The organism is Cryomorphaceae bacterium 1068, assembly GCA_027214385.1.
Taxonomy (GTDB): Bacteria; Bacteroidota; Bacteroidia; order Flavobacteriales_D; family Cryomorphaceae; genus JAKVAV01.
The window spans coordinates 168,773-194,855 of sequence record JAPVXR010000004.1; the positions used below are offsets into that span (position 1 = coordinate 168,773).

General features: G+C 43.5%; 21 protein-coding genes. 6 read left to right on the top strand and 15 right to left on the bottom strand.

What is annotated here, in order from left to right:
- Positions 1 to 29: 29 nt before the first annotated feature.
- Positions 30 to 989 carry a fasciclin domain-containing protein gene (locus tag O3Q51_07675; protein ID MCZ4408682.1) on the top strand — a complete coding sequence of 320 codons (960 nt, stop codon included), beginning with the start codon at positions 30 to 32 and terminating at the stop codon, positions 987 to 989.
- A 137-nt stretch (positions 990 to 1,126) separates the two neighbouring features.
- Positions 1,127 to 2,029 (top strand): TIGR01777 family oxidoreductase, encoded by a 903-nt coding sequence (locus tag O3Q51_07680; GenBank protein ID MCZ4408683.1) that lies wholly within the window; start codon positions 1,127 to 1,129, stop codon positions 2,027 to 2,029.
- Here the strand turns inward: O3Q51_07680 and O3Q51_07685 are convergent.
- From O3Q51_07685 to O3Q51_07695, 3 genes are read right to left on the bottom strand one after another with little or no spacing between them, the layout of a single operon-like run.
- Positions 2,026 to 3,006 (bottom strand): polyprenyl synthetase family protein, encoded by a 981-nt coding sequence (locus O3Q51_07685; protein MCZ4408684.1) that lies wholly within the window; start codon positions 3,004 to 3,006, stop codon positions 2,026 to 2,028. The genes O3Q51_07680 and O3Q51_07685 overlap by 4 nt on opposite strands.
- Positions 3,003 to 3,863, bottom strand: coding sequence for a glucose-1-phosphate thymidylyltransferase RfbA (rfbA, locus tag O3Q51_07690; protein MCZ4408685.1), 861 nt, complete (start codon positions 3,861 to 3,863; stop codon positions 3,003 to 3,005). The genes O3Q51_07685 and rfbA overlap by 4 nt, the downstream gene beginning before the upstream one ends.
- Positions 3,864 to 3,882: 19 nt before the next feature.
- Entirely contained in the window at positions 3,883 to 6,243 is a 2,361-nt protein-coding gene (locus tag O3Q51_07695) for an MMPL family transporter (GenBank protein MCZ4408686.1), read from the bottom strand.
- Positions 6,244 to 6,479: 236 nt separating this feature from the next.
- On the opposite strand from O3Q51_07695, the gene O3Q51_07700 reads away from it, so the two are divergent.
- A complete protein-coding gene (locus tag O3Q51_07700; protein MCZ4408687.1) occupies positions 6,480 to 7,373 on the top strand; it encodes a radical SAM/SPASM domain-containing protein in 894 nt (297 codons plus the stop codon).
- On the opposite strand, the gene O3Q51_07705 is transcribed toward O3Q51_07700, so the two are convergent.
- From O3Q51_07705 to kbl, 9 genes are all read right to left on the bottom strand, one after another.
- A complete protein-coding gene (locus O3Q51_07705) occupies positions 7,374 to 7,946 on the bottom strand; it encodes an aminodeoxychorismate/anthranilate synthase component II (protein ID MCZ4408688.1) in 573 nt (190 codons plus the stop codon).
- A 1-nt stretch (position 7,947) separates the two neighbouring features.
- Positions 7,948 to 8,511, bottom strand: a complete 564-nt coding sequence (frr, locus tag O3Q51_07710) for a ribosome recycling factor (GenBank protein MCZ4408689.1) — start codon at positions 8,509 to 8,511, stop codon at positions 7,948 to 7,950.
- 9 nt (positions 8,512 to 8,520) lie between these two features.
- On the bottom strand, positions 8,521 to 9,234 hold the full coding sequence (pyrH, locus tag O3Q51_07715; GenBank protein ID MCZ4408690.1) for a UMP kinase: 714 nt from the start codon (positions 9,232 to 9,234) through the stop codon (positions 8,521 to 8,523).
- Positions 9,235 to 9,340: 106 nt separating this feature from the next.
- A complete protein-coding gene (locus O3Q51_07720; GenBank protein MCZ4408691.1) occupies positions 9,341 to 10,894 on the bottom strand; it encodes a T9SS type A sorting domain-containing protein in 1,554 nt (517 codons plus the stop codon).
- Positions 10,895 to 10,982: 88 nt separating this feature from the next.
- Entirely contained in the window at positions 10,983 to 11,813 is an 831-nt protein-coding gene (gene tsf / locus O3Q51_07725; GenBank protein ID MCZ4408692.1) for a translation elongation factor Ts, read from the bottom strand.
- A 12-nt stretch (positions 11,814 to 11,825) separates the two neighbouring features.
- Positions 11,826 to 12,710: a 30S ribosomal protein S2 gene (rpsB, locus tag O3Q51_07730; protein ID MCZ4408693.1), complete on the bottom strand. Its 885-nt coding sequence runs from the start codon at positions 12,708 to 12,710 to the stop codon at positions 11,826 to 11,828.
- 98 nt (positions 12,711 to 12,808) lie between these two features.
- Positions 12,809 to 13,195 (bottom strand): 30S ribosomal protein S9, encoded by a 387-nt coding sequence (gene rpsI, locus O3Q51_07735; protein MCZ4408694.1) that lies wholly within the window; start codon positions 13,193 to 13,195, stop codon positions 12,809 to 12,811.
- Complete coding sequence (rplM, locus tag O3Q51_07740; GenBank protein MCZ4408695.1) at positions 13,195 to 13,650, bottom strand: 50S ribosomal protein L13; 456 nt, start codon at positions 13,648 to 13,650, stop codon at positions 13,195 to 13,197. Before rplM ends, rpsI begins: the two co-directional genes overlap by 1 nt.
- A 186-nt stretch (positions 13,651 to 13,836) precedes the next feature.
- On the bottom strand, positions 13,837 to 15,042 hold the full coding sequence (gene kbl / locus O3Q51_07745; GenBank protein ID MCZ4408696.1) for a glycine C-acetyltransferase: 1,206 nt from the start codon (positions 15,040 to 15,042) through the stop codon (positions 13,837 to 13,839).
- 189 nt (positions 15,043 to 15,231) lie between these two features.
- Here kbl and O3Q51_07750 point away from each other — a divergent pair, with 189 nt between their 5' ends.
- Positions 15,232 to 16,032, top strand: a complete 801-nt coding sequence (locus O3Q51_07750) for an SUMF1/EgtB/PvdO family nonheme iron enzyme (GenBank protein ID MCZ4408697.1) — start codon at positions 15,232 to 15,234, stop codon at positions 16,030 to 16,032.
- A gap of 227 nt (positions 16,033 to 16,259) precedes the next feature.
- A complete protein-coding gene (locus O3Q51_07755) occupies positions 16,260 to 16,505 on the top strand; it encodes a hypothetical protein (protein MCZ4408698.1) in 246 nt (81 codons plus the stop codon).
- Positions 16,506 to 16,595: 90 nt separating this feature from the next.
- On the opposite strand, the gene O3Q51_07760 is transcribed toward O3Q51_07755, so the two are convergent.
- Complete coding sequence (locus tag O3Q51_07760; protein MCZ4408699.1) at positions 16,596 to 17,081, bottom strand: DUF5004 domain-containing protein; 486 nt, start codon at positions 17,079 to 17,081, stop codon at positions 16,596 to 16,598.
- Between the two features lie 273 nt (positions 17,082 to 17,354).
- Positions 17,355 to 23,204, bottom strand: a complete 5,850-nt coding sequence (locus O3Q51_07765; protein MCZ4408700.1) for a gliding motility-associated C-terminal domain-containing protein — start codon at positions 23,202 to 23,204, stop codon at positions 17,355 to 17,357.
- Between the two features lie 499 nt (positions 23,205 to 23,703).
- On the opposite strand from O3Q51_07765, the gene O3Q51_07770 reads away from it, so the two are divergent.
- The gene (locus tag O3Q51_07770) at positions 23,704 to 24,975 is read left to right on the top strand and encodes a tyrosine-type recombinase/integrase (GenBank protein ID MCZ4408701.1); all 1,272 of its coding nucleotides are present in this window, start codon (positions 23,704 to 23,706) and stop codon (positions 24,973 to 24,975) included.
- 189 nt (positions 24,976 to 25,164) lie between these two features.
- On the opposite strand, the gene O3Q51_07775 is transcribed toward O3Q51_07770, so the two are convergent.
- Positions 25,165 to 25,980, bottom strand: a complete 816-nt coding sequence (locus O3Q51_07775; protein MCZ4408702.1) for a hypothetical protein — start codon at positions 25,978 to 25,980, stop codon at positions 25,165 to 25,167.
- Between the last annotated feature and the right edge of the window lie 103 nt (positions 25,981 to 26,083).

A 26,083-nucleotide genomic window follows, 5' to 3' on the forward strand; every position in this document is an offset into this window, starting at 1 on the left:
TCCTTTTATTTTTAAGTTTAACGTTAGTGATGACATCGTGCGATGATGACGATGACGAGGATCCGCCACAAACGACTCCAGCACCAACACAAACTATCGCAGAACTCGCCGTGGCTAGTCCACAATTCAGTATTTTAGTAGAAGCATTAACTGCTACAGATTTAGTAGATGCAGTGGCAGCTGATGGTTCATTGACTGTTTTTGCTCCGAACAATGATGCGTTTAATGAATTTTTCGACCAAGCAGGGTTAACTGATGACAATAATGATGGAAGCCGAGTAGATGAGGCTGCAGCGGCCCTTGGTGTAGATGCCGTTTCTGAATTATTGCTTTACCACGTGATTGGAGCGGAGATACCAGCTTCAGCCGTTGTAGGTAAAACATATGTGGGTACTTCTAGTACTACATCACCTGAAGGAGATGCTTTATCATTGCTAGCTGAGCCGGCAAACAACACCGTATTGGTAAACGGTGGTAACGGAAACAATGGTGCAGACAAAGGTGCAACAGTAGTTGCCGCTGACATATTCGCAACAAACGGAGTGATCCACGAAATTGATGGAGTTCTTGAGCTTCCTTCAGTAGTTGATCACGCCATCTTCAATTCGGATTTTAGCGAATTAGTAGGCGCAGTAGTAGCCGCTGATCTCGTTACAACACTTGAAGAAGCAGATGCGATTACAGTATTTGCTCCTGTAAACAGCGCATTTGAAGCGATTCAATCAACTGTAGACGGATTAACTCTTGAGCAACTTACATCAGTACTTACTTACCATGTAGTAGGTAGTCAAGTTCGTGCGGAAGACATTAATCCGGGTGCTGTAGGAACGTTGAACGGTCAAGACATTACCATTGGGGTAGATGCAGACGATGTTACGGTGACCGTAACTGATGCTAACGGCGGTGAATCTACCGTAATTCTAACTAATGTTCAAGGAACAAACGGTGTGGTACACGTAATTGATACAGTACTTATTCCGACTCTATAAATCGAGATCAAATCCGATTCAAAGGCCCGCTTTCCAGCGGGCCTTTGTTGTTTTACCACTCCTTGAAAGTAAAGCAGCGTTTCAGCAAAACTTTTCATTATCCTTAAGGGTTGATTGAATCGTTAGATTAGCAGAATATGAAAATCCTCATCTCCGGTGGTTCGGGCCTCATAGGCTCGGCATTGACAAAATTGCTCTTAGCAAATGGGCACGAAGTCAACCACCTTTCCAGAAGTAAGTCATCTGAAAATAATATTCCGACTTTCGTGTGGGATCTCGCAAAAGGCGAAATTGACGCCGCTGCCTTTCAGGGTGTTGAAGCCATCATTCATTTGGCGGGAGCCGGCATAGCCGATGGCAGATGGACGGATAATCGGAAGAAGATCATCATTGACAGCCGTGTAGAATCTGCCAACCTTCTTTACCGAAAGGCCAAAGAGCTCAATACACCACTCAAAGTTTTCGTATCAGCCAGCGGAATCAGCTACTATGGGATGGATACGACGGAAAAAATCTATTCGGAAACTGACCCGCCTTCAGATGATTTCATAGGGACTTGCTGCGTGCTGTGGGAAAAAGCAGCAGATCAATTCTCAGACTTGGCTCGAGTGGTGAAACTGAGAACGGGCATTGTATTGTCGGCAAATGGCGGTGCTCTTGAGAAAATAGCGCAACCTGTGAAGTTTGGCTTCGGCGCTCCTCTCGGATCGGGAGAGCAATGGGTGCCCTACATCCACATCGATGACCTTTGCGCAATGTATCTAGAAGCCATAGAGAACGAGAATTACCACGGAGTTTACAACGCGGTAAACGGAGACCATGTGACCAACAAAGATTTGACGAAAGAAACGGCTAAAGCGCTCAAAAAGCCACTATGGTTGCCCAATGTGCCGTCATTCGTTTTGAGAGCCGTTTTTGGAGAAATGGGTCGTTTGATTTTAGAAGGAAGTCGAGCTTCCGCTAAAAAGATCAAATCAGCCGGTTTTCAATTCAAATACAACACGCTTCGGGATGCCCTCAGGAATATTTATGGCAATTAGTGGCTTCGGCCTTGGAGCAGCTTAAGGAATCCTTCCATCTGCTCCCTTCCTTCAGTGCTTAAATTCGTTTTGTCCAGTTGGCGTTTAGCTTCCGCGAAATACTCATTGCTACGAACCTGAATATCCTTATCTACTTCTAAATCCAGAAATACCTGACGAACTCGCTCTACCTTCTCAGCCGAGTCAGAAATAATGCCTTTGAAATAAATGGCTTCCAACTCATTCCGTTGTTCCTCCGAAGCCTTCTGCAAAGCGCGAATGATAAGATAGGTCTTCTTATTGGCAATGATATCGCCACCCACTTGTTTTCCAAAATTCTCGGGATTTCCAAAGGCGTCTAAATAATCGTCTTGCAATTGAAATCCGATACCCGCGGCCTTGCCAAATGCATAAATCGCTTCTGACTCCTCTTTGGTGGCATTGGCCAAAATGGCGCCCATTTGCAGGCTGCATCCTAGGAGAACCGCCGTTTTCAACCCGATCATTTCAATATATCGCTCTTCCGAAACTCCTTCCTCTTCTTCGAAATCCATATCGTACTGCTGACCGAGGCAAACCTCAGCCGAAGTGCGGTTAAACAAGTCCAAAAGCTCGGGAAGATGCTCGGCACCGCAGAGAGCCAATTGTTTGTAGGCCTCAATGACCATGGCATCGCCTGAAAGTATGGCGGTATTCGTATCCCATTTCTGATGCACAGTCTCTTTCCCCCTTCGCAGAGGGGCTTCATCCATGATATCATCGTGAACCAAGGTGAAGTTGTGAAAAATCTCTACCGCCAAAGCTGCCGGCATGGCTCTTTCAACGGAGCCACCGAAGGCATTTGCGGAAAGCAAAACCAAAGATGGCCGAATGCGCTTGCCACCCAAGGACATAATGTACTTGATGGGAGTATGGAGATTGTCTTCGGGAAGATGAGAAGTATAGGTCGCTATCTCTGAATCGAGAAGCGATCGCAGCTGATCGAGTTTAGAATTCATTTAATCAAATTAAGCAGATACTGTCCGTAGCCGCTTTTAACAAAAGGTTGGGCAATTTGGTTGAGCTGATCGGCGTCAATAAATCCTTTTCGATAAGCCACCTCTTCTATGCAACCGACTTTGAGCCCTTGACGATCTTCGATTACTTCTACGAATTGGCCTGCTGCCATAAGTGAAGAAAACGTACCCGTATCCAGCCAAGCCGTTCCTCGATTCATTACAGATACCTGCAATTTTCCTTGGGCCAAATACGCTTTGTTTACATCAGTAATCTCGTATTCACCGCGAGCGCTAGGCTTAAGGTTTTTAGCTATCTCCACAACGCTGTTGTCATAGAAATAAAGTCCCGGAACTGCGTAATTCGACTTAGGTTTTTCAGGCTTTTCCTCAATACTCAGTGCCTTCATTTCTTTGTCAAACTCCACTACACCGTACCGTTCCGGGTCTGAAACGTGATAGGCATAGACTATTCCACCTTCAGGATCATTATTCTCAGATAGCAGCTCTTCCAAGCCATAACCGTAAAAGATATTGTCGCCTAGAATCAAGGCTACTTTGTCTTTTCCGATAAACTCCTCGCCAATCACAAATGCCTGTGCAAGTCCGTTGGGTTCCTCTTGAACGGCGTAGGTAAAGTTGCACCCTAAGCGCTTGCCATCGCCTAGCAGACGTTTGAAGTTTTCGTGATCGTGAGGCGTAGTAATGATGAGTATCTCGCTGATCCCCGCGCTCATCAGGGTAGACAAAGGATAATAGATCATCGGTTTGTCGTAGACAGGCATCAGCTGCTTGCTCACCGATATGGTAAGCGGATAGAGTCGGGTTCCTGAGCCTCCGGCTAAAATGATTCCTTTCATTTTTCTAAAGCTTTTTTGATCACTCCGATTTTCGAATCTCCAAGTCCTCTAACTCGATGTCTTCTTCTTCATTGATGATTTCCAAAAGCGGCTCGCGGAACGACTTGGTGACCAAGCTGCGGTGGAATGAAAGCAGTAAACTCGGCAACAAGACTAGATTGGAAATCATAGCTACCAAAAGCGTTACGGAAACCAACGTACCGAGGGCGACCGTTCCCCCAAAGTTGGAAGCAGTAAAAACCAAGAAACCAAAGAAGAGGATGATGGAAGTGTAGATCATGCTGACTCCCGTTTCAGTAACTGCGTTTAAAACACAGGTGCGAATATCCCAAGATCTGGTTTTCAACTCCTGACGATATTTTGAGAGGAAGTGAATCGTATCATCGACGGAAATACCGAAGGCGATACTGAAAACCAAAATGGTAGAAGGCTTTATGGCTACCCCAAAATACCCCATCAATCCTGCGGTGAAAAGCAGCGGCAACAAGTTCGGGAAAAGTGAAATAATCACCATTCGAGCCGAATTGAAAAGAAGGGCCATCAATATGGAGATGACAAAAATCGCGATGGCAAGACTGATAAATAGGTTTCTAACCAAATAATCGGTGCCATTCAGAAATACAATGCTCGTTCCCGTGAGGGTAACTTTATACTCATTTCGAGGAAAAATCTCATACACCTTTGGCTTGAGGTTTTCCATCAGACTATCCAACTCCGTCGTTCCAATATCGGCTATCTGAGCAGAAATGCGCGTAACGGTTTGAGTCGAATCCAGAAACATCTGTGAAATCTTACTCGCATCTGACTCGTTCCCCCTAAGGTAGGGCCCTACAAACGATCTCTCGTAATTGGAAATCAAACTATAGCGATCTTCAAGACCATTGTAATAGGCCTGCTTAGCGAACTTGATCGCATCAGTAATTGCAAGTGATCGCGAAATCTCCGGATAGGCCTCCAAGACTTCTTGAAGCCGTTCGATCTTCTTGAGAGTTTTAGCCTTTGTGACTTGACTGCTATCCAGCGAATTGACCAAAATTTCCAGCGGCATCACACCGGCAAAATTATCTTCAAAGAAATTGAGATCAGTGATGATCTTATCATCTTTTGGCAAATCGTCCACTATGTTTCCCGTGGCCTCAACAAGTGTGGCACCGTAGATAGAAATAGCGAGAATTGCGACAGTACCGATATAAACCTTTCGGCGGTGGTTACTGACCAATCCATGGAGAATGGATACTACCTTGTCGACCCACTTACGGTCGAGATGAGCAACGTGTCTCTCTCTCGGAGGAGCAATAAAGCTGAAAACACAAGGAATGATAATCAGCGATAAAACGAAAACGCTGAGAATATTGATAGAAGCTACAACACCAAACTCCTGCAATATGGCACTCTGCGTAAATATAAAAGTTGCAAAACCCATCGCCGTCGTGGCATTGGTCATGAATGTGGCGTTACCCACTTTATGGATCACCCTGCTGAGCGCTTTAATCTGATTTCCGTGGTGACGGTATTCGTTGTGGTACTTATTCAGCAGGAATACACAATTGGGCACTCCGATTACGATGATTAATGGAGGTATAAGCCCCATCAACGCACTTAGCTTAAAGCCAAGAAGTCCGATCGTTCCAATGGACCAGATCACACCTATGATTACCACCAAAAGGCTGATAAACATGACTCGGAAACTCTTAAAGAAAAGGAGCATGAGCAGAGCCGTGACACCTGCCGCAAGGCCTACGAACATTCCTAGCTCTTGCTTGATCTTGGCCGTTTGCTTGGTGCGGATATAGGGCAAACCTGAATAGTGAACTTGAAGTCCCGTCTTTTCGGAAAATGCTTCTACAACTTCTTCTACTTGCTCCAATACCTCCACCCGTCTATTGCTGTTGAATGCATCCCGATTTACGAAAAGCATCATCAAGCTCGCATTGGTAGAATCGTTGTAGAGTAAGTTTCGGTAAAAGGGAAGGCTATTGATTTGCTTTTTTAGACTGTCTACCTCTTCTGAAGATTGGGGCCTTCGCTGAACGAGTTTGCGAACATCAAACTTTTTTTCCACGGCATTCTTTTGCAAAGTGTACAGATGGGCTTCCGAGAAAACACTGTCTATTCCATCGATATCTTTGAGGTCGTAACCCAAAGTATACCACTCTGCAAAAGTCGGGTATGTATGGAGGTTTTCTCCTTGAACTCCAAGAACTAAAATATTCCCGTCTTCTGAGAAACGATCGGTGAAACGGTCGTATTCTATTTGGGTGCTGTCATCTTTTGGAAGAATCCCGCCGAACTTGTAAGTCATGGTCACTGTTCGCGCCTGAAAGGCCATAAAAACAGTAACTACCACAACTACAGCCAATAGCGCAATTCTGTTGCGCAAAATAAATCCGGCTGTTTTTTCCCACATGTATCGCTAGTCCTAAGTGAGGAGCAAATATAAGATAGAATGGTAAACGGCTAAGCTATGACGTATATCTTTGGCGAATAATGCTAGCGGACTTTCACGAAACAGGCTATTTATTGAAGCACCTGACAAGGCGTCGCTTCCAAAATGCGTGGAAATTATACCGCTCTTTTCGCAAGAGCAGAAGGTCGGGGCCTCCCACTTCGCACCCCATGCCGATCGCCCTTTCAGTAGAACCCACTACTGCTTGCAACTTGGGGTGCCCCGAATGCCCCAGCGGTTTGAAGCAGTTTACACGCCCCACGGGAAATTTAAAGGAAGGATTGCTCGATCAACTCTTAGACGAAATAGGAAAAGACCTGGTCTACTTGACTTTCTATTTCCAAGGTGAGCCTTTCATCCACCCTGATATGAATCAGCTCATTGCCAAAGCCAACAGCCGAGGAATCTTTACTGCCACTTCCACCAATGCGCATTTCATCAATGAAAAGAGTGCAGAGGGAATCGTGAAATCAGGTCTAAATCGATTGATTATTTCCATCGACGGTACGACTCAGGATGTTTACGAGGCTTACCGCAAAAAGGGAAAACTCGAGAAGGTAATCGAAGGAACGAAGACGATACTGGCCAAACGGAAAGAGCTTAATAGCTTCTTCCCGAGAGTTTACTTTCAATTTCTGGTGGTCAAGCCCAATGAGCATCAAATTGAAGACGTGAAAAAACTCGGGAAAGAGCTCGGAGTAGACGGAGTTCACTTCAAGACTGCCCAAGTTTATGATTATGAAAATGGCAATCCCTTAATTCCTACTATCGATAAATATGCGCGCTATAAGCAGAATCCTGACGGAAAGTGGGGAATAAAGAATCTGCTTGATGATCAATGCTGGAAGATGTGGCACTCCGCAGTGGTAACTTGGGATGGACGAGTAGTGCCCTGCTGCTTTGATAAAGATGCCACGCATCAAATGGGGCAAATTGGCGCAGATACCTTTGGGAACATTTGGCGAGGTGAAGCTTACTCAAATTTTAGATCGGCCTTGCTTCGATCTAGAAGTGAGATTGAAATTTGCAAGAACTGCTCGGAAGGGACGAGGGTATGGGCTTGATTATACTTCCAAAAAATTCTTGAGAATAGTCTTTCCTTCCGGACTTAAAATACTCTCAGGGTGAAATTGAATTCCAAAAACAGGTAGCTCTCTATGCTGCATTCCCATGATTTCTCCTTCCTGATCCCGACAAGTCACTTGCCATTGACCTGGCAATCTGTCCTCATCAACAACCCACGAATGATAACGTCCTACTTTGAAGGTATCGGGAAGCCCTTTAAAGAGTGGCTCCTTCGTTTCGACAATGATAGAATGCGAGACGCCATGATGTACTTCTTCGAGATTCTTCAGGTTTCCTCCGGTGGCTTCAGCTAAGGCTTGATGTCCCAAACAAACACCGAGTACTTTCTTCTTTTGCTTGATAGCTTCAGAAATCAAAACAACCAAATTCATAGATTCTTTTGGTAGACCGGGACCGGGAGAAAAAACGACGTAATCGTATTTGGCTAATTGTGTGAGTTCGATATCATCGTTTCGAAACACATCGACATCCTCATTGGCAATAGCCTCGAGAATGTGCACCAAATTAAAAGTGAAGGAGTCGTAATTATCTACGACCAGAATGCGGTTCATCTTAAACCGTCATGATGTCTTTTTCTTTGCGCTCGACCTCGCCATCAACTTTATCTGAAAATTGATTGGTGATCTTTTGAACTTCTTCTATAGCATCTTTCGCCAAGTCCTCACTCAAACCGTCTTTTTCCAACTTCTTGACTTCGTCGTTAGCATCTTTTCTCGCATTGCGAATACCTACTTTGGCATCCTCGGCTTCCGCCTTCACTTTCTTAACGAGATCCTTTCGGCGTTCTTCCGTAAGTGCCGGAACATTAATCATCACCAATTCGCCATTGTTCTGAGGGTTGAGTCCAAGATTGGCATTGATAATCGCTCTTTCAATCGGCTCCAGCATAGCTTTTTCCCAAGGCTGAACCGAGAGGGTTCTGGCGTCAGGCGTATTCACGTTGGAAACTTGATTGAGCGGAGTTTGAGATCCGTAATAATCTACCATGACTCCGTCAAGCATAGCAGGAGATGCCTTACCTGCACGGATCTTCAACAATGCGTTCTCGAGATGCTTAATGGATTTATCCATTGACTCTTTAGCTGTATCGAGAATAAAGTCTATTTCTTCTTGCATGATTTCAGTTTAAAAGTTGACCAATGTCCCTACATTTTCACCTTCTACCAGACGACGCAAATTACCAGGCGAATTCATATTAAAGACTACGATGGGTAGCTTGTTTTCATTGCAAAGCGTAAATGCTGTAAGATCCATTACGTTAAGGCCTTTCTCATAAACCTCGTTGAATGTGATGGAGCTGTATTTTGTTGCCGAGCTATCTTTTTCGGGGTCTGCCGTGTAGATTCCATCTACCCGCGTTCCTTTCAATATCACGTCTGCTTCGATTTCTATAGCACGGAGAGATGCCGCTGAGTCCGTAGTAAAGTATGGATTCCCCGTTCCTGCTCCGAAAATTACTATACGACCTTTTTCCAAATGCCTTACCGCTCTTCGTCTGATGAAGGGTTCGGCAATCTGCTCCATCTTAATAGCTGACATCAATCGAGTCTTAATATTCGTTACCTCGAGTGCAGACTGCAATGCCATTCCATTGATTACAGTGGCGAGCATACCCATATAATCTCCTTGAGTTCGCTCCATTCCGCCTTCGGCTGCTTGAAGACCTCGGAAAATGTTTCCTCCACCTATTACGATAGCAATCTCTACTCCCAATTCGTGAATCTCCTTGATTTCCTTGGCATATTGCGCCAAGCGATTGTTGTCAATTCCAAATTGCTTCTCGCCCATCAGGGCCTCTCCACTAAGTTTGAGAAGAATACGTTTGTATTTTACGGGCATGTCAGGTGGTCCTTTTGGGGGCCGAAAATTATCAAAAAAAAAGGAGAGGTCAGTCGATGATTGAAGTTAACTTATAAGTCCTTGTTTATCAAAGACCAAACTGATATCACTTCTGTGCAATGATTAGTTTGCCTCTTTTGATCAAACCGCCGTCGGAATATGCAGCGTAGAGATAAAATCCGGTTGATAGTTCCGAAAGATCAATCCCACCGGTTATTTGATCTTCGGTGAACTCTTGGATCAATTTACCCGAGAGGGTTGCCAATGAAAATGACGTAATGCGATCGCGGTAAAGCAGATATAAATGATCGCTCGCAGGATTGGGGAACACATTAAATTCTGCTATTCCCAGCGCTTCAGCTGATAAAACCCACTCTTCCCAGCCTAACGGTGCCCCGAATTCCTGACCGCCTTTCAAATAATAGACCAGCCGCACTGAAAAATTATCACATTCCATATATGGCCCACCCAGACCTTCTATTGAATAAACATCGGATACGTCGTCACAGTAGCCCCCTCCTCCGGTATAGTAATAGCATGTATCAAAATCCATGAAGCTCGGCTCAGACAAATAATAAAAAGCTGAGCCATCTCGAGTGGTTTTGACCCTGTAATCGCTCTCATTTATATGCATTCCGGTAGATGTCGGACCCTCGCCGACATCTAGAGCAGTAGCAGCAATGGTACCTGGTAAAGCATCCATATCGACTTCAGGATATAGCCATGCTCCCAACGTCATGCTGTAATTCTGCGCTTCCAAGATGTTGTATCCTTCAATTACAGGATCCAAGTAAGAGCCTGAATAATAGATTGAAGCGCCGTCCACGACATAACTCACTTCACTTCCATCTTCTATTCTTTGAACGATTTCTCTTATTTCGATTAAACCTCCACCTTCGTATTCATCTACTACATGCAGGATATCTCCCTCCTGAAAGTCGTAAATTTCGTCTTCGGTGAGATTGGTCAAACCGATGTTTGCATTGCTGATACCGACTAATTCATAGTAATGGTCCACTTGAAATCCATAGTATGGCTCTTGGGCAAATAGCGCAGTAAAAAAGACGCCGTCATCCCACCAACCTGCATTGATCGTCGTAAAACTGAGCGTACTAATCAGGCCGTGGTGTTTACTTAAGTGGATTCGACCTATTTCAGAAATCAATTCATCCGTGTCGCTATTGTACAGCCCAAACCTGATTGTTTTGACAGAATCCTGAATTCCAAGGAAAGTAGAATCACTAATACTGAGAACTTCTGCTCGCGCATCACCGAAAACATCGGATTGAAAACAAGGCCATATTTCCCCGACTTCAGCTTGGGCCTTGATGAAGGTCGAATCACCGTACATATTCGTAATCCAATGTTCACCGGTAGTGGATCGATAGATTACCTTATGACCTGCCCAGCCGTATTTTATACTAAAACATATCGCAAACTCGTATGCATTTTTAGCTTGTACGGCTTTTGACAAAGTCATAACCGTATCCTCGCCGATGACCTCATAACTTTCAACTTTAACTCCGCGGTAACCTGAGCCAGGATCACTAGTAATGCTCTTGAACATCTTGTCCTGATGTGTATACCACATCTGGTATTCTTGGGCAGTGATAACTTGAGCTAGAAAAAGAGAAGCAAGGATGAGGGCGAAGCTACGCATGGTAAAAATCTAGTTTTGGCTACAACCAAAGCTAAATAAAAAAGGAGAGAACAATGTCTCTCCTTTTTCAAATAAATCCAATCAATTCTTAGCTCAATGATGAACGTTTGAATTCAGTGATCGTCAAATCCTTGTCAGCATCAGAAAGGTGCTGCTTGATTGACTTTTTATTGTCTTTAATGAAAGCTTGATTCAGTAGAGTATTCTCCTGGAAGAATTTATTCAACCTTCCTTTTGCAATTTTTTCTGCAAGGTCGGCTGGCTTACCTTCTTGAATAGCTTGGTCTTTTCCTATCTCGATTTCGTTGTCGATGACTTTCTGAGGAACACCTGCTTGATCTAAAGCAACAGGAGCCATTGCAGCTACTTGCATTGCTATGTCGCGACCAAGATCGTTATAGTTTCCTTTGTTAAGACCTACCAACGAAGCCAGCTTGTTACCTGGGTGGATGTAAGCCACGACGCTATCCGCTTCGATTTTCTCGAAACTGCTAAGGTCAAGCTTCTCACCTATTACCCCAGTCTGTTCGATAATTTTCTCAGCGATCGTGAGATCAGAACCAGGGAATTTCATGGCATTCAATTCTTCCAATGAACCCGCTTTCTCTTCGAGAGCTTTGTCGAGGATCGTTTGCGCCAAATTCACGAAATCATCGTTCTTAGCTACGAAGTCAGTTTCACAATTCAACACGAGAATAACTCCCATGTCATTCACTTCATTCGTTTTAGCAAGAACAACACCTTCGGTCGCGTCGCGGTCGCTGCGCTTAGCGGCTACCTTTTGACCTTTCTTACGAAGAATATCGATGGCTTTATCGAAATCACCTTCGGCTTCTACCAAGGCTTTTTTGCAATCCATCATGCCTGCTCCTGTTTGTTTACGGAGCTTATTGACTTCTGCTGCTGTAATTTTCATGATCTTAATTTGTCTTTAACTAGCTTTTTCTGTGCTTTCAGCCTTTTTATCTTCACCTTTTTTCTCGTCAGCTTTTTTCGCTTCGGCTGCTTTTTTATCAGCTGCTTTTTTATCAGCTGCCTTTTTCTCTGCTGCTGCTTTCTTGTCAGCTTCCTTCTTCTCAGCGTCTTTCTTCTCCTGAGCCGCTGCTTTGTCTTTGCTTGCTTTGCGCTCATCCATTCCTTCCATAATAGCGTTGGAAACTTTATCCAAGATTACCGCGATGGATTTAGATGCATCGTCATTTGAAGGAATTGGGAATTCAACTTTTGTTGGGTCAGAGTTGGTATCAACCATTCCAAAAGTCGTGATGTTCAATTTTTTTGCTTCAGCAAGAGCAATGTGCTCCTTATGAATATCTACAATAAAAATGGCCGCGGGAAGACGAGTCAATTCTGCAATACCACCCAATGTTTTTTCCAGTTTGTCTCTTTGACGCTGAATTTGCAGACGCTCTCTTTTTGACAAAGTGTCAAAAGTTCCGTCTTGCTGCATCTTGTCGATACTGGACATTTTGCGGATCGCTTTACGAACTGTGGCAAAGTTGGTCAACATACCTCCTGACCATCTTTCAGTGATGTAGGGCATTCCCGTTGGCTTGATCTTTTCGTCCAAGATGGCTTTCGCTTGTTTCTTGGTAGCCACGAAAAGAATTTTCTTTCCCGACTTAGCTACTTGGCGTATGGCTTTGCAGGCCTCGTCCAGCTTCGCAGAAGTCTTGTTCAAGTCAATGATGTGGATTCCTTTCTTCTCATCGAAGATGTAAGGAGCCATGTTTGGATTCCACTTACGAGTTAAGTGGCCGAAGTGAACGCCCGCATCGAGCATTTCTTTAAACTGTGATTGGTCTTTGTCAGACATACTTAATTTGGTTTACATTCTGTTAAAAAAACAATTGACGGGTAGCTCTATAACAAAGAGATCCCGTCAATTTAGATACTAAACAAGCAGCGTAAGTATTAACGCTTGCTAAACTGAAATTGCTTACGAGCCTTAGGCTGACCCGGCTTCTTACGCTCTACCATTCTTGGGTCACGTGTAAGAAGACCTTCTGCCTTAAGAAGTGGCTTCATCTCTTCATCTATCTCAACAAGAGCTCTGGAAATGGCCAAGCGAACTGCTTCGATCTGACCTGTGATTCCTCCACCCTTCACGACTACTTTTACGTCGTACTTGCCTTCAGTTTCTGTCAACATAAAAGGCTGACGAATTCTGTACTGAAGAGGCATTGTAGGAAAATATTCCTTGAAGTCGCGACCATTTACAGTCACATTACCTGTACCGTTGCTCATGTAAATACGTGCAACGGAGGTCTTGCGGCGGCCTAGCGTATTGGTTACTTCCATTATTTTATTGTGTTGAGATCTATTTTCTTAGGTTTCTGTGCTTCGTGAGAATGCTCGCTCCCTTCAACCGCGTATAGGTTGCTGTAAAGCTGATTTCCCAATTTGTTTTTGGGAAGCATACCTTTCACTGCTTTTTCTACCAAGGCAATTGGCTTACGAGCTATAAGTTCACTCGCTGTTAAAGAGCGACGACCACCCGGATAGCCAGTGTGGCGGATGTACTCCTTATCGGCCATTTTGTTTCCGGTAAGAACAACTTTCTCAGCGTTGATCACGATAACATTGTCACCACAATCTACATGAGGAGTGTAGTTTGTCTTGTACTTTCCGCGAATCAATTTCGCTACTTTCGAGGCCAATCGACCGAGGGTTTGACCCTCAGCATCAACCAAAACCCACTCCTTACGAGCAGTTGCTTTGTTGGCCGAAACGGTTTTATAACTAAGTGTATCCACTGTCTTAAAGCTATTTAGCTAGATTACTCCCCTAAAATGGGGCTGCGAAGATAAGATGTTTTTCTTTACTCACAAAGATGGGGGCAGACTTTCTTTCACCAAGGTATTGAACAGAAAGGATGTGAGTTGAAATCAAGATAAAGAAGGACTCCAAATAACGGATTCCGAATAATCGTAGATGCGGAATTAAACAACCGCTTTTAATACTCCCATTTCCTTACCCACCTTTTCAAAAGCAGCAATCGCTTTGTCAAGATGTTCCCTTTCGTGTCCTGCCGATAACTGAACACGAATCCTTGCTTTCTCTTTTGGAACAACTGGATAGAAGAAGCCAATCACATAAATACCTTCTTCCAAGAGCTTATCGGCCATAACTTGAGAAATTTTGGCATCATACAACATTACGGGTACGATGGCCGAGTCACCGTCGACTATATCAAAGCCGAGTTTTGACATTCCTTCTTTGAAATAGTTCACATTGTGTTCCAGCTTGTCGCGAAGATGCGTACTTCCCGATAGCACATCAAAAACCTTAATCGACGCTCCTACAATGGAAGGTGCCAATGAATTACTGAAAAGATATGGTCGCGATCGCTGACGAAGCAACTCGATGATTTCTTTCTTCCCAGTGGTGTATCCTCCCATAGCGCCACCTAGAGCTTTCCCCAGCGTTCCCGTGATGATATCCACGCGATCCATTACATCATAAAGTTCTACCGAACCCCTCCCCGTTTTGCCAATAAATCCCGCCGAATGACATTCGTCCACCATTACCAAGGCGTCGTACTTATCGGCCAAATCACAAATGCCTTTCATATTGGCCACAACACCGTCCATACTGAAAACACCGTCTGTAACAATCAACTTAAATCGAGCACCACTCTCGTTGGCGGCTTTGAGCTGCACTTCCAGATCGGCCATATCGTTGTTTTGATAACGGTAACGTGCCGCTTTGCACAAACGCACACCATCAATGATCGAAGCGTGATTGAGGCTATCGCTGATAATTGCGTCTTCCTTTGTAAGTAGAGGCTCGAATATTCCTCCATTGGCATCAAAGCAAGCAGCGTATAATATGGTATCCTCCATCTGATGAAAATCGGCAATCTTCTGTTCCAACTCTTTGTGGATGTCTTGTGTTCCGCAAATGAATCGAACAGATGACATTCCATATCCTCGGTTGTCCAATGTTTCTTTAGCGGCTTTTACCACATCGGGGTGTGATGACAATCCGAGGTAATTGTTCGAACAAAAGTTCAATACCTTCTCTCCTGTGCTCAAGGTAATTTCTGCGCCTTGCTCCGAAGTAATAATTCGTTCTTTTTTATATAAACCTGCTTCTTTGGTTTCTTCTATTTCCTTCTGAAGGTGATCTTTGAGTTTACCGTACATGTCAATGGATTTTTCACAAAGGTAATAGTTAGTTGGTATTGGGTATTGAGTATTGGGTATTGAGTATTGGGTATTGGGTATTGGGTATTGGGTATTGGGTATTGGGTATTGGGTAAGATGCCAAACAGAAGAGCAAGGGATAGAAGAATTGTTTCTTATCTTTCATGTTCAACAGAAATTCTTTTCGACATGAAAGCAAATTCGTTCTTTGCCCTTTTTCTATTGTTTGTAATCACTTCGGCATTTAAAGAACCACAGAAGGACGAGGTCAAACTCAAGAAAACCTTTACCTCCAAATACGCTTACGTCCCGAATGGATTGGTAGATCTGGATGATGAAAAAATCGAAACTGGGGCTTTTTATATGTTTAGAACGGAAGTGTCCAATTTAAACTATGCTGAGTTTCTCAATTTCTTAGAAAACGAAGAGCTAAAAGAAAAAAACGCTGTTCAATCCGACAAGTGGACAGAGCTATTTGAATCAGAACCCTACGCAGAGCATTATTTCACTCACACCGCCTACCAGAATTATCCCGTAGTCAACGTTTCGGCAGAAGCCGCCGCAGCCTACTGCGATTGGCTCACATTAGTGTATGAGACTATAGACATCGGACTTCCCGATGACATGAGAGTTGTTTTCAGGCTTCCTACAAGATCAGAATGGGTTAGAGCGGCGAATGGCGAAGCTTCATCCCCCTACTCATGGGGTTCGCGTTACCTGCGTAGCACAGACGGTATCTATTTGGCAAATTTTAATGGAATCGGTTCTGAGCATATTCACCGAAATCAGGAAACAGGTGACTTTGAAATAATTCCACTCACGTCGAAAACGGGACAAGGGGGATACATTGATTATGTTGCTGACGTTACCGCTCCTGTTGATGGCTATGCTGCCCATGGTTTTGGCCTAAGGCAAATGAATGGGAATGTAGCAGAGATCTTGGCAGACTCAGATCAAGCGGCAGGCGGTTCTTGGCGAAGTCCGGGATAAGATATCCGAAACGAAAGTTTGATGGCTTTTGACGAAGCTTCTCCGGAAGTTGGCTTCCGTCCGATTGCTATTTTGACCAAAAAATGAGCTTAAAACGATGAATTAACATTCCTTCACACCGCTTGTAATTTTCTAAGATCGCTTATCCCAAAAAACTGGAAACCCGCATGGTGCCGGCCGTATGTTTGTGTTGGTTAAAACAATAAACAAACTAAACACGAACTATTATGAAAGCTCTCATTGCGGCCTTTACATTGGCTCTAATGCTCGGAGGGCAAAGCTTTGCCTCCGGAGTTTCTTCAGAAGAAGGAAAAACCAAAAAGAAAAGCATCGAAAATCGAGAATTGCTAAGTCCTGAAATGGACAAGCTATTCAAAGAGGGAAACTTGGCAGAGACCATCGTGAAACCCATGTACACATCGACTGATCAACTGGTAAATACGGCAATGATCAAAAAAGTAAAACAAAATTAAGAACTGATTTTTCGCAACAATCGGTTTACAAGAAAGCCCCGCTCAAACGTGAGTGGGGCTTTTCCGTTTATTACAATCAATAGATGCTGCTTAGTTCCAGGTCTGAGTTTGAGTGTAAGTAACTCCTTGGTCGACGCTGGTAAATTCCACGACCACCTCCGTAGCAGTTATAGAAATGACTTCAGCCTCAGTAGTTGTTCCTCCGGAAGCCTCGAAAATTAATCGAGTGTTGTCAGAATTCCAGAGCCAGTCTCCACTCTGTACAATGGTAGGATCGTTGGGATCACATTTTGAAGCACCTTCTTCGATCGTGTATGACCCATCGGCATTGAAGTCATAAAAATCGTCCAGATTACACGCATCAATAAACGGAATGAGGTTGTTTTCTTGTGTGCCATTGCCATCGATATCTATTGCTGGCTCAATATTATAACCTTCAACCATCCAGTTTCTTCCAGTTAGTAATTCAGTTCGTGTAGGCGGAGCCGGATCTTCGTCATCATCGTCATCGTTGCAACTTGAGAAGCTCAAGACGCCAAGAAAAAGAACCATCGGTAGGAATTTAGATACTTTCATTTTGGTAGAATTTTATTGTTTGTTTCCCTTACATCGAGGAAATGGAGAGAGGTGAACAAACGCATTAAGATTCTACACCTAAAAACTTCTTAATGTACTGGCAAAAAGATCTTTAAACACATTTTTTTGAAAAAAGACTATCCGAAACATTGAGATACCATCAAATCTTGAGTGAATCAAGTCAATAGGCCGATGGAAAAGTTTAAAGCAATTAACACTACCAACATTTGAAAGTGGGAGTACTTCGTCTGGACAAGACAGGGTACGATTATACTACCTGATGAGCGTAATCATACCAGTGCGCTTTATCCTTTTCTCCTCCTCTTCGGGCTGACAAGGCAAGTATTCAATTAGATACGAATACACTTCTGCATCTGAGTAATACTCGTTACCCTCTACATTGCCCAGCCATGGCTCTTCAGGATCGTTCGTTTCAAAAACCACATTACCCCAACGGTCGAATATTCTCATAGAGTAATTTACAGGAGCTCCCGAAATAACAGGCCTAAATACATCATTGAAGCTATCTGCATTGGGAGTAAACGCATTGGGAGCATAGAGCAAAACGTCCGTAAACTCTATATTCTCGGTGACTTCAACTCTGCAATTGTTTTCGTCTCTGGCGACAAGCCGAACAAAATTATCCTCACAAGGAACCAAATCATCAATGGAAATTTCGACTTCCGGCCCTGCAGCCGGAAAGAAACTTCTTCTGACATACCATTCAAACGAATTGAATATATCAGGATTCTGAAGCCCCACACAAACTGACACGGCATCGAAAGTTACTGAACAACCTTGGCCCCCATCGCAATCAGCATCGCAAAGTAATAAAGGACGTATGGGGTCAAATACCTCAACCGTATCAGTATAGCTACCGTCGCAATAGCCTTCGGCTGAAGCCAAAACGGATGGGTAATACAAACCTGGCTGCGGGTAAAGAATAGGGGGTGGGAAATCAACATTCAACGCACTATCAGGCGTAATTTGCCAAACCAAGTCGGCATCTTGCTCAAGTACGGGAACCAAAGTAACCAGCCCACCGCGACATACATCCTCACTGAGGATTTCAGGCTTGAGTGTAGGCCCAAGCGCAATTGTCTCCTGATCGAAATCAATTCCACAAAAGCCAAACTCAGTGAGATTGACCGTAAGTTCGCCATCTGCTGTTCCTTCTTGAGGAATCAAATACCAGTTTCCGAGAATCTGCAAAACCTCGACATTCGGGTCATCTGTTTCGATTTGCCTCAATGTGGCGTCAACATTTCCCGTGCTATTGAAAACTATCGGGATAGAGTCGCCGATACAGACGGGAGGCGAAAAAGGAATATCAAAATCTGCGCTGACATCGGTTGGTAAGATAAATGCCGTCAGGGTTTTGGAAACGTTCGCACACGAATTGAATGCCGTAACGACAAAATTCACCACCAAAGTGTCTGAATCCGAATTGAAATCAAAAGGCACATCGTTTAATGGAATTTCGTTTAAGACAATCCCTCCTGCTCCTTCGATGGATGAATAGTTGATGGTAATACTGTCAACGAATATTGGCTGAGCAAAACCCAAATCCAGAAGCACCGTTTGCCCTTGGCAATAGATACTACTATCAGGATCAAGGGTAAAATCAGGATCAGCAGCATGAAAAACTAAGCTCGACTCCTCGGCGATGCCACAAATATTTTGGAGTGTTATTATGTCGGTGAACAGCGAGTCTACCTCCACTTCCTCTGAATGGTCAATGATCGTTTCGTAAAGGCCACTACCTAGAGGGGTGGTCTGAGCTAGATCACCAGAGGTTTGCCAAGTCACGGTAAAATCATAGCCGCCATAGAACAAGGAATAATCCACTACGGGCGAACAAGTGTCGTATTCTGCTTCAAGGATAGTCAAGAAAGGAACATCTACGATTTGGACTTCTCCCACTATGGGATCACTTTGGCAGGCGCCAAAATCGTAGACCAACTCATAAGCATAAATTCCCGTTTCGGGAGGTGCGCAATTATCTCCCGGCACAGTACAAGAAAATTCCTCTGAACCATTAGAGAAAACTATGCTATACGACTCACATTCCTCGCAAGGTGGCAGAGAGATAGCCGTCTCTATGCACTGAGGTGAAACCAAAGGAAAGACCTCATCAGGGATTCTGATCACCTCGATGTTTGTGGTTTCGGTCACCAAACACTGTGGATTCGAATCAGAAAAAACAGAGAGCTCTACTAAAACCGTTACAGCGCTGTTAAGCCCCTCTTGATCAGGACAAAAAGTGGGGTTTTCATTGATGAAGCTAAGCTCTTGATCAGCCCAGGAAATTGTCCATTCATAAAAGTCAAAATCTCCCGTTATCGTTTGTGAAAAAGGGAGGCACTCATTGGCACAGATAGATCCCTGCGCAATATCTATAGTGACTTCAGGCAAAGGAATCAAGTAAATAGAAAGCGCATCGTTTTCTATACATGTTCCCGAATAGATTAGTTCCACATTTGTACCCTCAAGACATGCAGCAGAAGAGGGGTCGAACAGACCGGTTGAGGGGTCGATACTTCCGAGACAGGATGAAGACCATTGACCTGAAAGGCCTGAAACTTCGTTGAAGTTAAAAACAGCATTGTAACAAATGCTGTCGGGAATTTCCTGAAAAACAGGAATGGCTGGTTCTGTTATTAGGAATTCACAGCTATCGCGAAACGTGCATTGTCCGGCACCCCAATCGGTAATTTCATAAACGTAAAAGAAGGTTCCCGAACCGAGGTCTTCCGTTTGAATTTGAATGGGATCAGTGAATAAAATATTTCCCAAATCGTCCATGATCATGCCTGTCCCTCCTTCCGGGGAAACCTCGGGAATAGAAATCGGATTATCACCTGTGCACCAAACGGCAGGAAAAAGAGAACAGTCGATATCAATCGGGTTCACTTCAGGACTCACAGAAATCGAGGCCTGCGCTATGCAGCTCACGGTGGTAACTCCTACATCGGCATCTGCAATTATCGTAATCGGAGAATCTATTTGTACATCAATCGAAGGTCCCGTGCCCAAAAAGTCACCTGCTGCATTTGTCCAATTTACATCGCTCTGAGGCGGATTCAGCGAAAAGGTAACCACATCTCCGGGACAGGGAAATTCAATGCTCTGAACAATAGAAATTTGAGGAATCTCAATTAAAAAAACTTCAATGGTATCATTCACAATACAGTTTCCGGAGTAATAGATTTCTACTACTGATCCGGAAGTGCATGCAGCACCTTCAGGGTCAAATAAACCGGAACTGCTAATTGCCGAAGGGCAAGATGAACTCCAGATACCTCCCAAATTGTTTGCATCTAAAAAGTCGACAACCTCGTTGTAGCAAAGCGTATCCGTGATCGGAAGGATATCAGGACTCTGCGGTGCCGTAATGTCAAAAGCACAAGAATCCCGAAATGTGCAGCTCGCCTCTACTATTTCGTAAACGAAATGGTAAGAATCAGGTGGTAGACTTGAAGGATCTATAGTGGTAACATCAGACTGAAGAATATCACCATTGGAATCAACAATGAAATTGGCTCCACCCAAAGGCGAAACAATTGGAATCGACAGAGGGTCATCACCCTCGCAAATAAGCGTGGGTAAATTACACGTGATGGACAGTGGGTTTAGGATCGGGTTGATATCAATCGATTCCGTAACCGAACATTGGACATCGACAGTACCATAGCTTAAAGTTCCTTCATAGGTAACTGCAGTGCTTGTAGCATCTATAAAAAGTGTGTCCGCCGTGGTAGTTGTCGTCCCGTCATCCCAAGTTAAGTCACCGACGAGGGGTTGAGATGTTAAATAAATGGGTTCTTCGGGGCACGGATTCAAATTACTGACTTCAAGAATAAATGAAGGCTCAGGAATAAGTGTGGCCTCTACGGTATCGCTGATGCAAAAGCAATCGTTGACCGTAGAAGTAACATAATATTGAGTGGTTACAGTTGGATTATCCGGCATTCCGGGAAGGAGCGGGCTGAAAGAACCTCCATTATCCGTAGAGAAAAACCATTGGATAGATGCCGGGTCGGCTCCGAGAGGTGGAGAAATATCGATTTGATCTCCAAAACAAAAATCACCGGGCTGTGCGATCGGACAGGACGGCGCATCGGTTATGACTACCGAAATGGTGTCGTAGGCGATGCCGCAAGTATTCTCCGCTTCGATGTAAAATTCAAACTCCTCAGCTCCATTCCAAGTAAAGCATAAGTCGGAACCCACGGGATTTAAAATCGGAGATCCGGGCAAAGAGTCAAACTGCCAAGTGACATCTCCGACACAGTTGTTCCAATTGAGGGTATACAATTGCTCAAAACAAAACTCTTGGCCAACGCAAAGCTCCAAGTCCGTTTGGGACAGATTGGTCTGAGGCTCATCACAAACTGTATAAGTCACAAAATCACTGAAGTCATTGCAAAGACCTTGCACCTCAAGCTCTAGCTGTATGGAGCCTGTTTCTGTAAATTCCACGATGGGACTCGGGCTCGATGGATCGGATATAGACAGATCTGTTCCCGACCAGAGAATATCAGCATCAATACAAGGCACATCGGGCAAATCGATCGTAGGATCGATGGTTTCACCCAAACAGTAAACCGGGTTCTCAAACCATTGAACGGTCGGATCTTGGTCGGGAACGATGCAGACGGTTTCAGTCCTCACAGAAGTTCCACAACTGTTAAACCACTCGAATGAAATGGTGTATTCACCGGGGTCGTTAAACTGTGCTGAGAGATTGTTCACATTCAAGTTATTGCCCGGCACTGTCCACCCCGTTGCAGGGCTTATCGACCATTCAGGGTTTTGAATCTCGCAAATACTTAGCGCAGGATTTGGTCCGTTGCAATCTTCGGAGATCCAAGTTGGGTCGAAAAAGAGTGAGGTGCCCTCACAATATGTATTGGATGCATCAAATGGGGAAATATCAAAATTGGCATTTGGCAAAGGTTGGATTTGAAAAGGGCAAATGGTATTGGAAACCGGGTTGGTACATGGCCTCAGCGCCCTCACCACGAGATCACAACTACAAGGAATATCAGCCCCTCCGCTTTCGCAAGTAGCACCGCAAGAAGCCACGTTCAGCGGAACGGGTACGAGAGCTGGAACCGTAGTTGTCGAGAAGAAGAAATTGGTACACTCCAAAATCACTTCATAGACCGTCCCGGGAGGATTTGTAGGACATCCATTCGGGCATATGCTCACCTCAAATACTGAGTCTTCGCAGGTGAAAGTGCCCACTGTAACGGGAACTTCAAGCTCAGTCGAAACATTCGGATTGGAAACAAATATTTCATAGGATGCTTCCGATATGCAACCATTATCGTCGATGACATACTCTACGGTATAAATTCCTTGCTGGTCTACCGTGAATTCATAAGGTAGCGGAAAGGTGGAGCCGATTTCAATAGTTCCGTCTGGAAAAATAACCGTAACAGTATATGTGGCGCCTGCAGAAACTTCTTGGGAGGCATCTGTAAGTGTTACCACACCGGTTTGATCTTCCGTACAGAGGACAAAAGTCTGTAGATCGGTATCAAAAAAGATGTTAGAGGCAGTAACGTCCAATGCAGCGATTGGGCCGTCTACATCGATTTGTAACAATTGACTATCAAAGCAAGATCCACACTGAACATTAAGCAGAATATCGTTCAATCCTCCATTTGAAAATTGGTATTGTGAGATGGGACCGGGGATTGTATTTCCTTCTATCGTGTAAGTGTAGGTGCAGGTAGATGAGTTCGCAGGTGGCGCAATGTCTACCAATAAACACGATCCCTGAATGGCCGTTGCGGTGAAATTCGCTTCGACAAGATCAAAGTCGATAACCTCAGTTGAACAGAGCACTCCATTCTCGTAAATTTCGACGCTGATCGTCCCATCCGCGTCGACTAGAAAAGGAACATCGTATTCTCCAAGGGCAATGCTCGCAATTCCTGAACTCGTGATTTCGATTGAGTCCACAGCACATGATGGAAATTCAAGTAAGAGATAGGCCTCAAGATCAAACTCTTCCCCTTCACAGACAGTTACAGGCTGTGCACTCAAAAGTTGGGATAGCAAAAAAAGGGGTAGCAATATTGCTAAAATCCTGAAATACTTAATAAATCTCACGGCACGGTGATTTGGTCAGTCTTGGTTATACAACGACGTGCAAGATAGCCATTCTTAAAAAGTAGGGAAATACTTACTTGTGAGTAACTGGAAGCGGGGCTAGAAAGGGTTGAAGTGTTTGAGAAATGCCGGTGCCACAATTCCTTGGTAAGAAATCAGAATTGCTTGAGTTTTGGTAGTTCGCAAAGTAAAAAAGACACTGGAGATAAATAAGTGTGGGCAAAGCCCACTCCCAATTGACATCGAGATAAGCCTCTCAAGCTGATCGGACAAAAAAAGCCTCCGCAATTGCGGAGGCTTTGTTGTCCCACTAGGACAATAATATCCTTTTCTACCTTTCTATAATCTTATCTCATTATAACTATTATCTACCACAAACCAATGTTAACAGCTAATTAAGGGGCAACCTTGATAAGCTAATAAACGAATAGAACAAAAAAATCTCGTCACATTTTACGTCACACCACACAAAAGATTACCTTTGGACAAACGCTTTAAAATGGCAAAACCAAGATTTACCCTATTCGGAAAAAGTGATGATACGGCTAAGATGATCAAGCTGGTTCTTCATTACAAAAGCAAACGATTTGTCTACAGCACAGGGATTAAAGTTGCCGCTGAAGATTGGAACGAGAAGACAGAAAGACTGCGCGACAGAAGCCACCTTTCCAATAGGAAGGCTATCAACGATTATTTAACCGAACTTTCTGCAAGAGCTGAGAAGTCTTACTACGAGATGACTCTAAATAATGGCAGAGTTGACAAGGAAAAGCTGAAGATCATCCTTACAGGGGAAAACTCACAACCCGAAACCGAACAGGATGAAAGCATCACTAGCTTCCTTAAAAGCTGGATTGAAAAAGCGGAAGCTGGCAAGATTAAAAAGCCTACCCGTAATGGGCAAAAAAATGGCGGTTTCAGCACTTTAACCATAAGACAGTACAAGAACACCCTTATGAAAATTGAAGGCTTTCAGCAAGCTCAAAAGAGGACTTACAAATTCAGCGAATTGGACTCTTCCTTCTATGAAGCCTTTAAATTCTACCTAGAAGACTCGCTTGAGCTTTCCACCAACACGATTGGAAGTAGAATTAAAGACTTGAAGTCTATTTCTCGAAGGGCAAAAAAGGAAGGAATCAATGTAAACGAAGAAGTCTTTACTAACACCTTTTTAAAGGTCAAAGAGGATGTTCGCCACGCTGTTCTTGACCTAAAGGAAATTAACCTACTATTCAATTATCCGCTACAACTAGACAGCACTTTCGATTTAGTGAGAGATGCCTTCATTATAGCCTTGTGGACAGGGCTAAGAATATCGGATTTAAAAAGGCTCAAGCCAGAGAATATTGATCATGAGAAAGGCTTTATTTCAATCTTTCAACATAAAACAGGGAATCAAGTAATATTGCCTATAAGCCATCAAATAGCCCACACCTTAAATAAAAGAGATGGAAAGCTTCCGAGGTTTATTTCTGAACAACGCTTTAATGAATACCTAAAAGAAGTGTGCAAACTAGCAGGCATTAATAAGTACGTTCAACTCTCAGCCAATGAACCCGCTAAACCTAAATACGAATTGATAACATCTCACACTGGCAGGCGATCCTTTGCAACAAATGCTTACCACTTAGGAGTAGATTTGCTTACCATAATGAACTGCACAGGACATAAATCTGTCGCAATGCTACTTAAGTATATAAATGTAAGTCAGGAAGAGCATGCAACAACATTGCAAAAGGCATTTGCGGGTGCTTTTGCAAATCTTGTATAACATGCATTGAGCTTTGGGAATCACCACAAAAAGGACTGACGTAATCCCTTCCCGCGGACAAGTGTAAAGTAAAAAACCCTTTGACAGATAGACTGTTAAGGGGTTTTTTGTTCTGGGGTTTAAACGCAAATGGTACGAACTAGAGCCTATCCGAGAGTAAAAAGCAGGATATCAATTTTAATTATATGTTCACTCATCGAAACTAAAAAACACATATCCCCTTTCTAAAAACTTATCATCACAAAAGAAACTAAAATGACCATTCGAATCAAAAAAATCAATTGCCAAACCTATTGTGTTAAAAGAATATAGAAGTGATTCTTGTATCATTTTATAATAACCATCATGCCAATGTTTCTCTCGGTCGAATGATACACTTGAATAGTGAACGATCCCCGAATAACTTTTCCATAAATAGTATGCTCGAACAGCATTATTGGCATAATTTTTCTGCGCGCATAATTTCGCAACGACTTGTTTCATCTGGAGGAAACCTTTAAAGTCCGTTTTCTCATCCGTCTTGAAATACTTCGCATTCTGATCTACGCTTTTAAATTTGGCGAGAACATGATCATAATAACCTTGGGTGGGTAAGTTCTTGTCTTTTCCTTCGAAAACTTGCTCGTTAATATCCGCAGCTTCTTTAATCGATTTAAAGGATTCTGCATACTCCTTTGCATTCAACTTAATAATTGCCTCATCAGTTTTGGAGCTATACATCTTCAAATATGATAAATGAAGAAAGTCGTCAAGCATCGCTCTTAGAATTATTTCAATGGTGTTTAAACTAAAATGCTTTGGAGAACCCATTAGGGTGTGAATATCCCTGTTCAGAATATGATGCCTCATTAAAATTCCCTGATAATAGTGGAATGTGTCATTATCAGTCTTTGCTTTTAGAGATTCTTTATATGCTTCTTTGGCATAATCTGAGAGCGCCATAGAATCGACTACTATTTCATCTATTGGCAATTTAGGAACTTGAATCTTTCTCTTTGTTGACATCTCTGATTCGTGCTTACTAAAAGGATTTCTTTGCTGAAAATTCCCTTGTGTGAATATAGCCTACAATTTAAAGGGTGTCTTTTTTCTTAGAAGCTAAAACTGA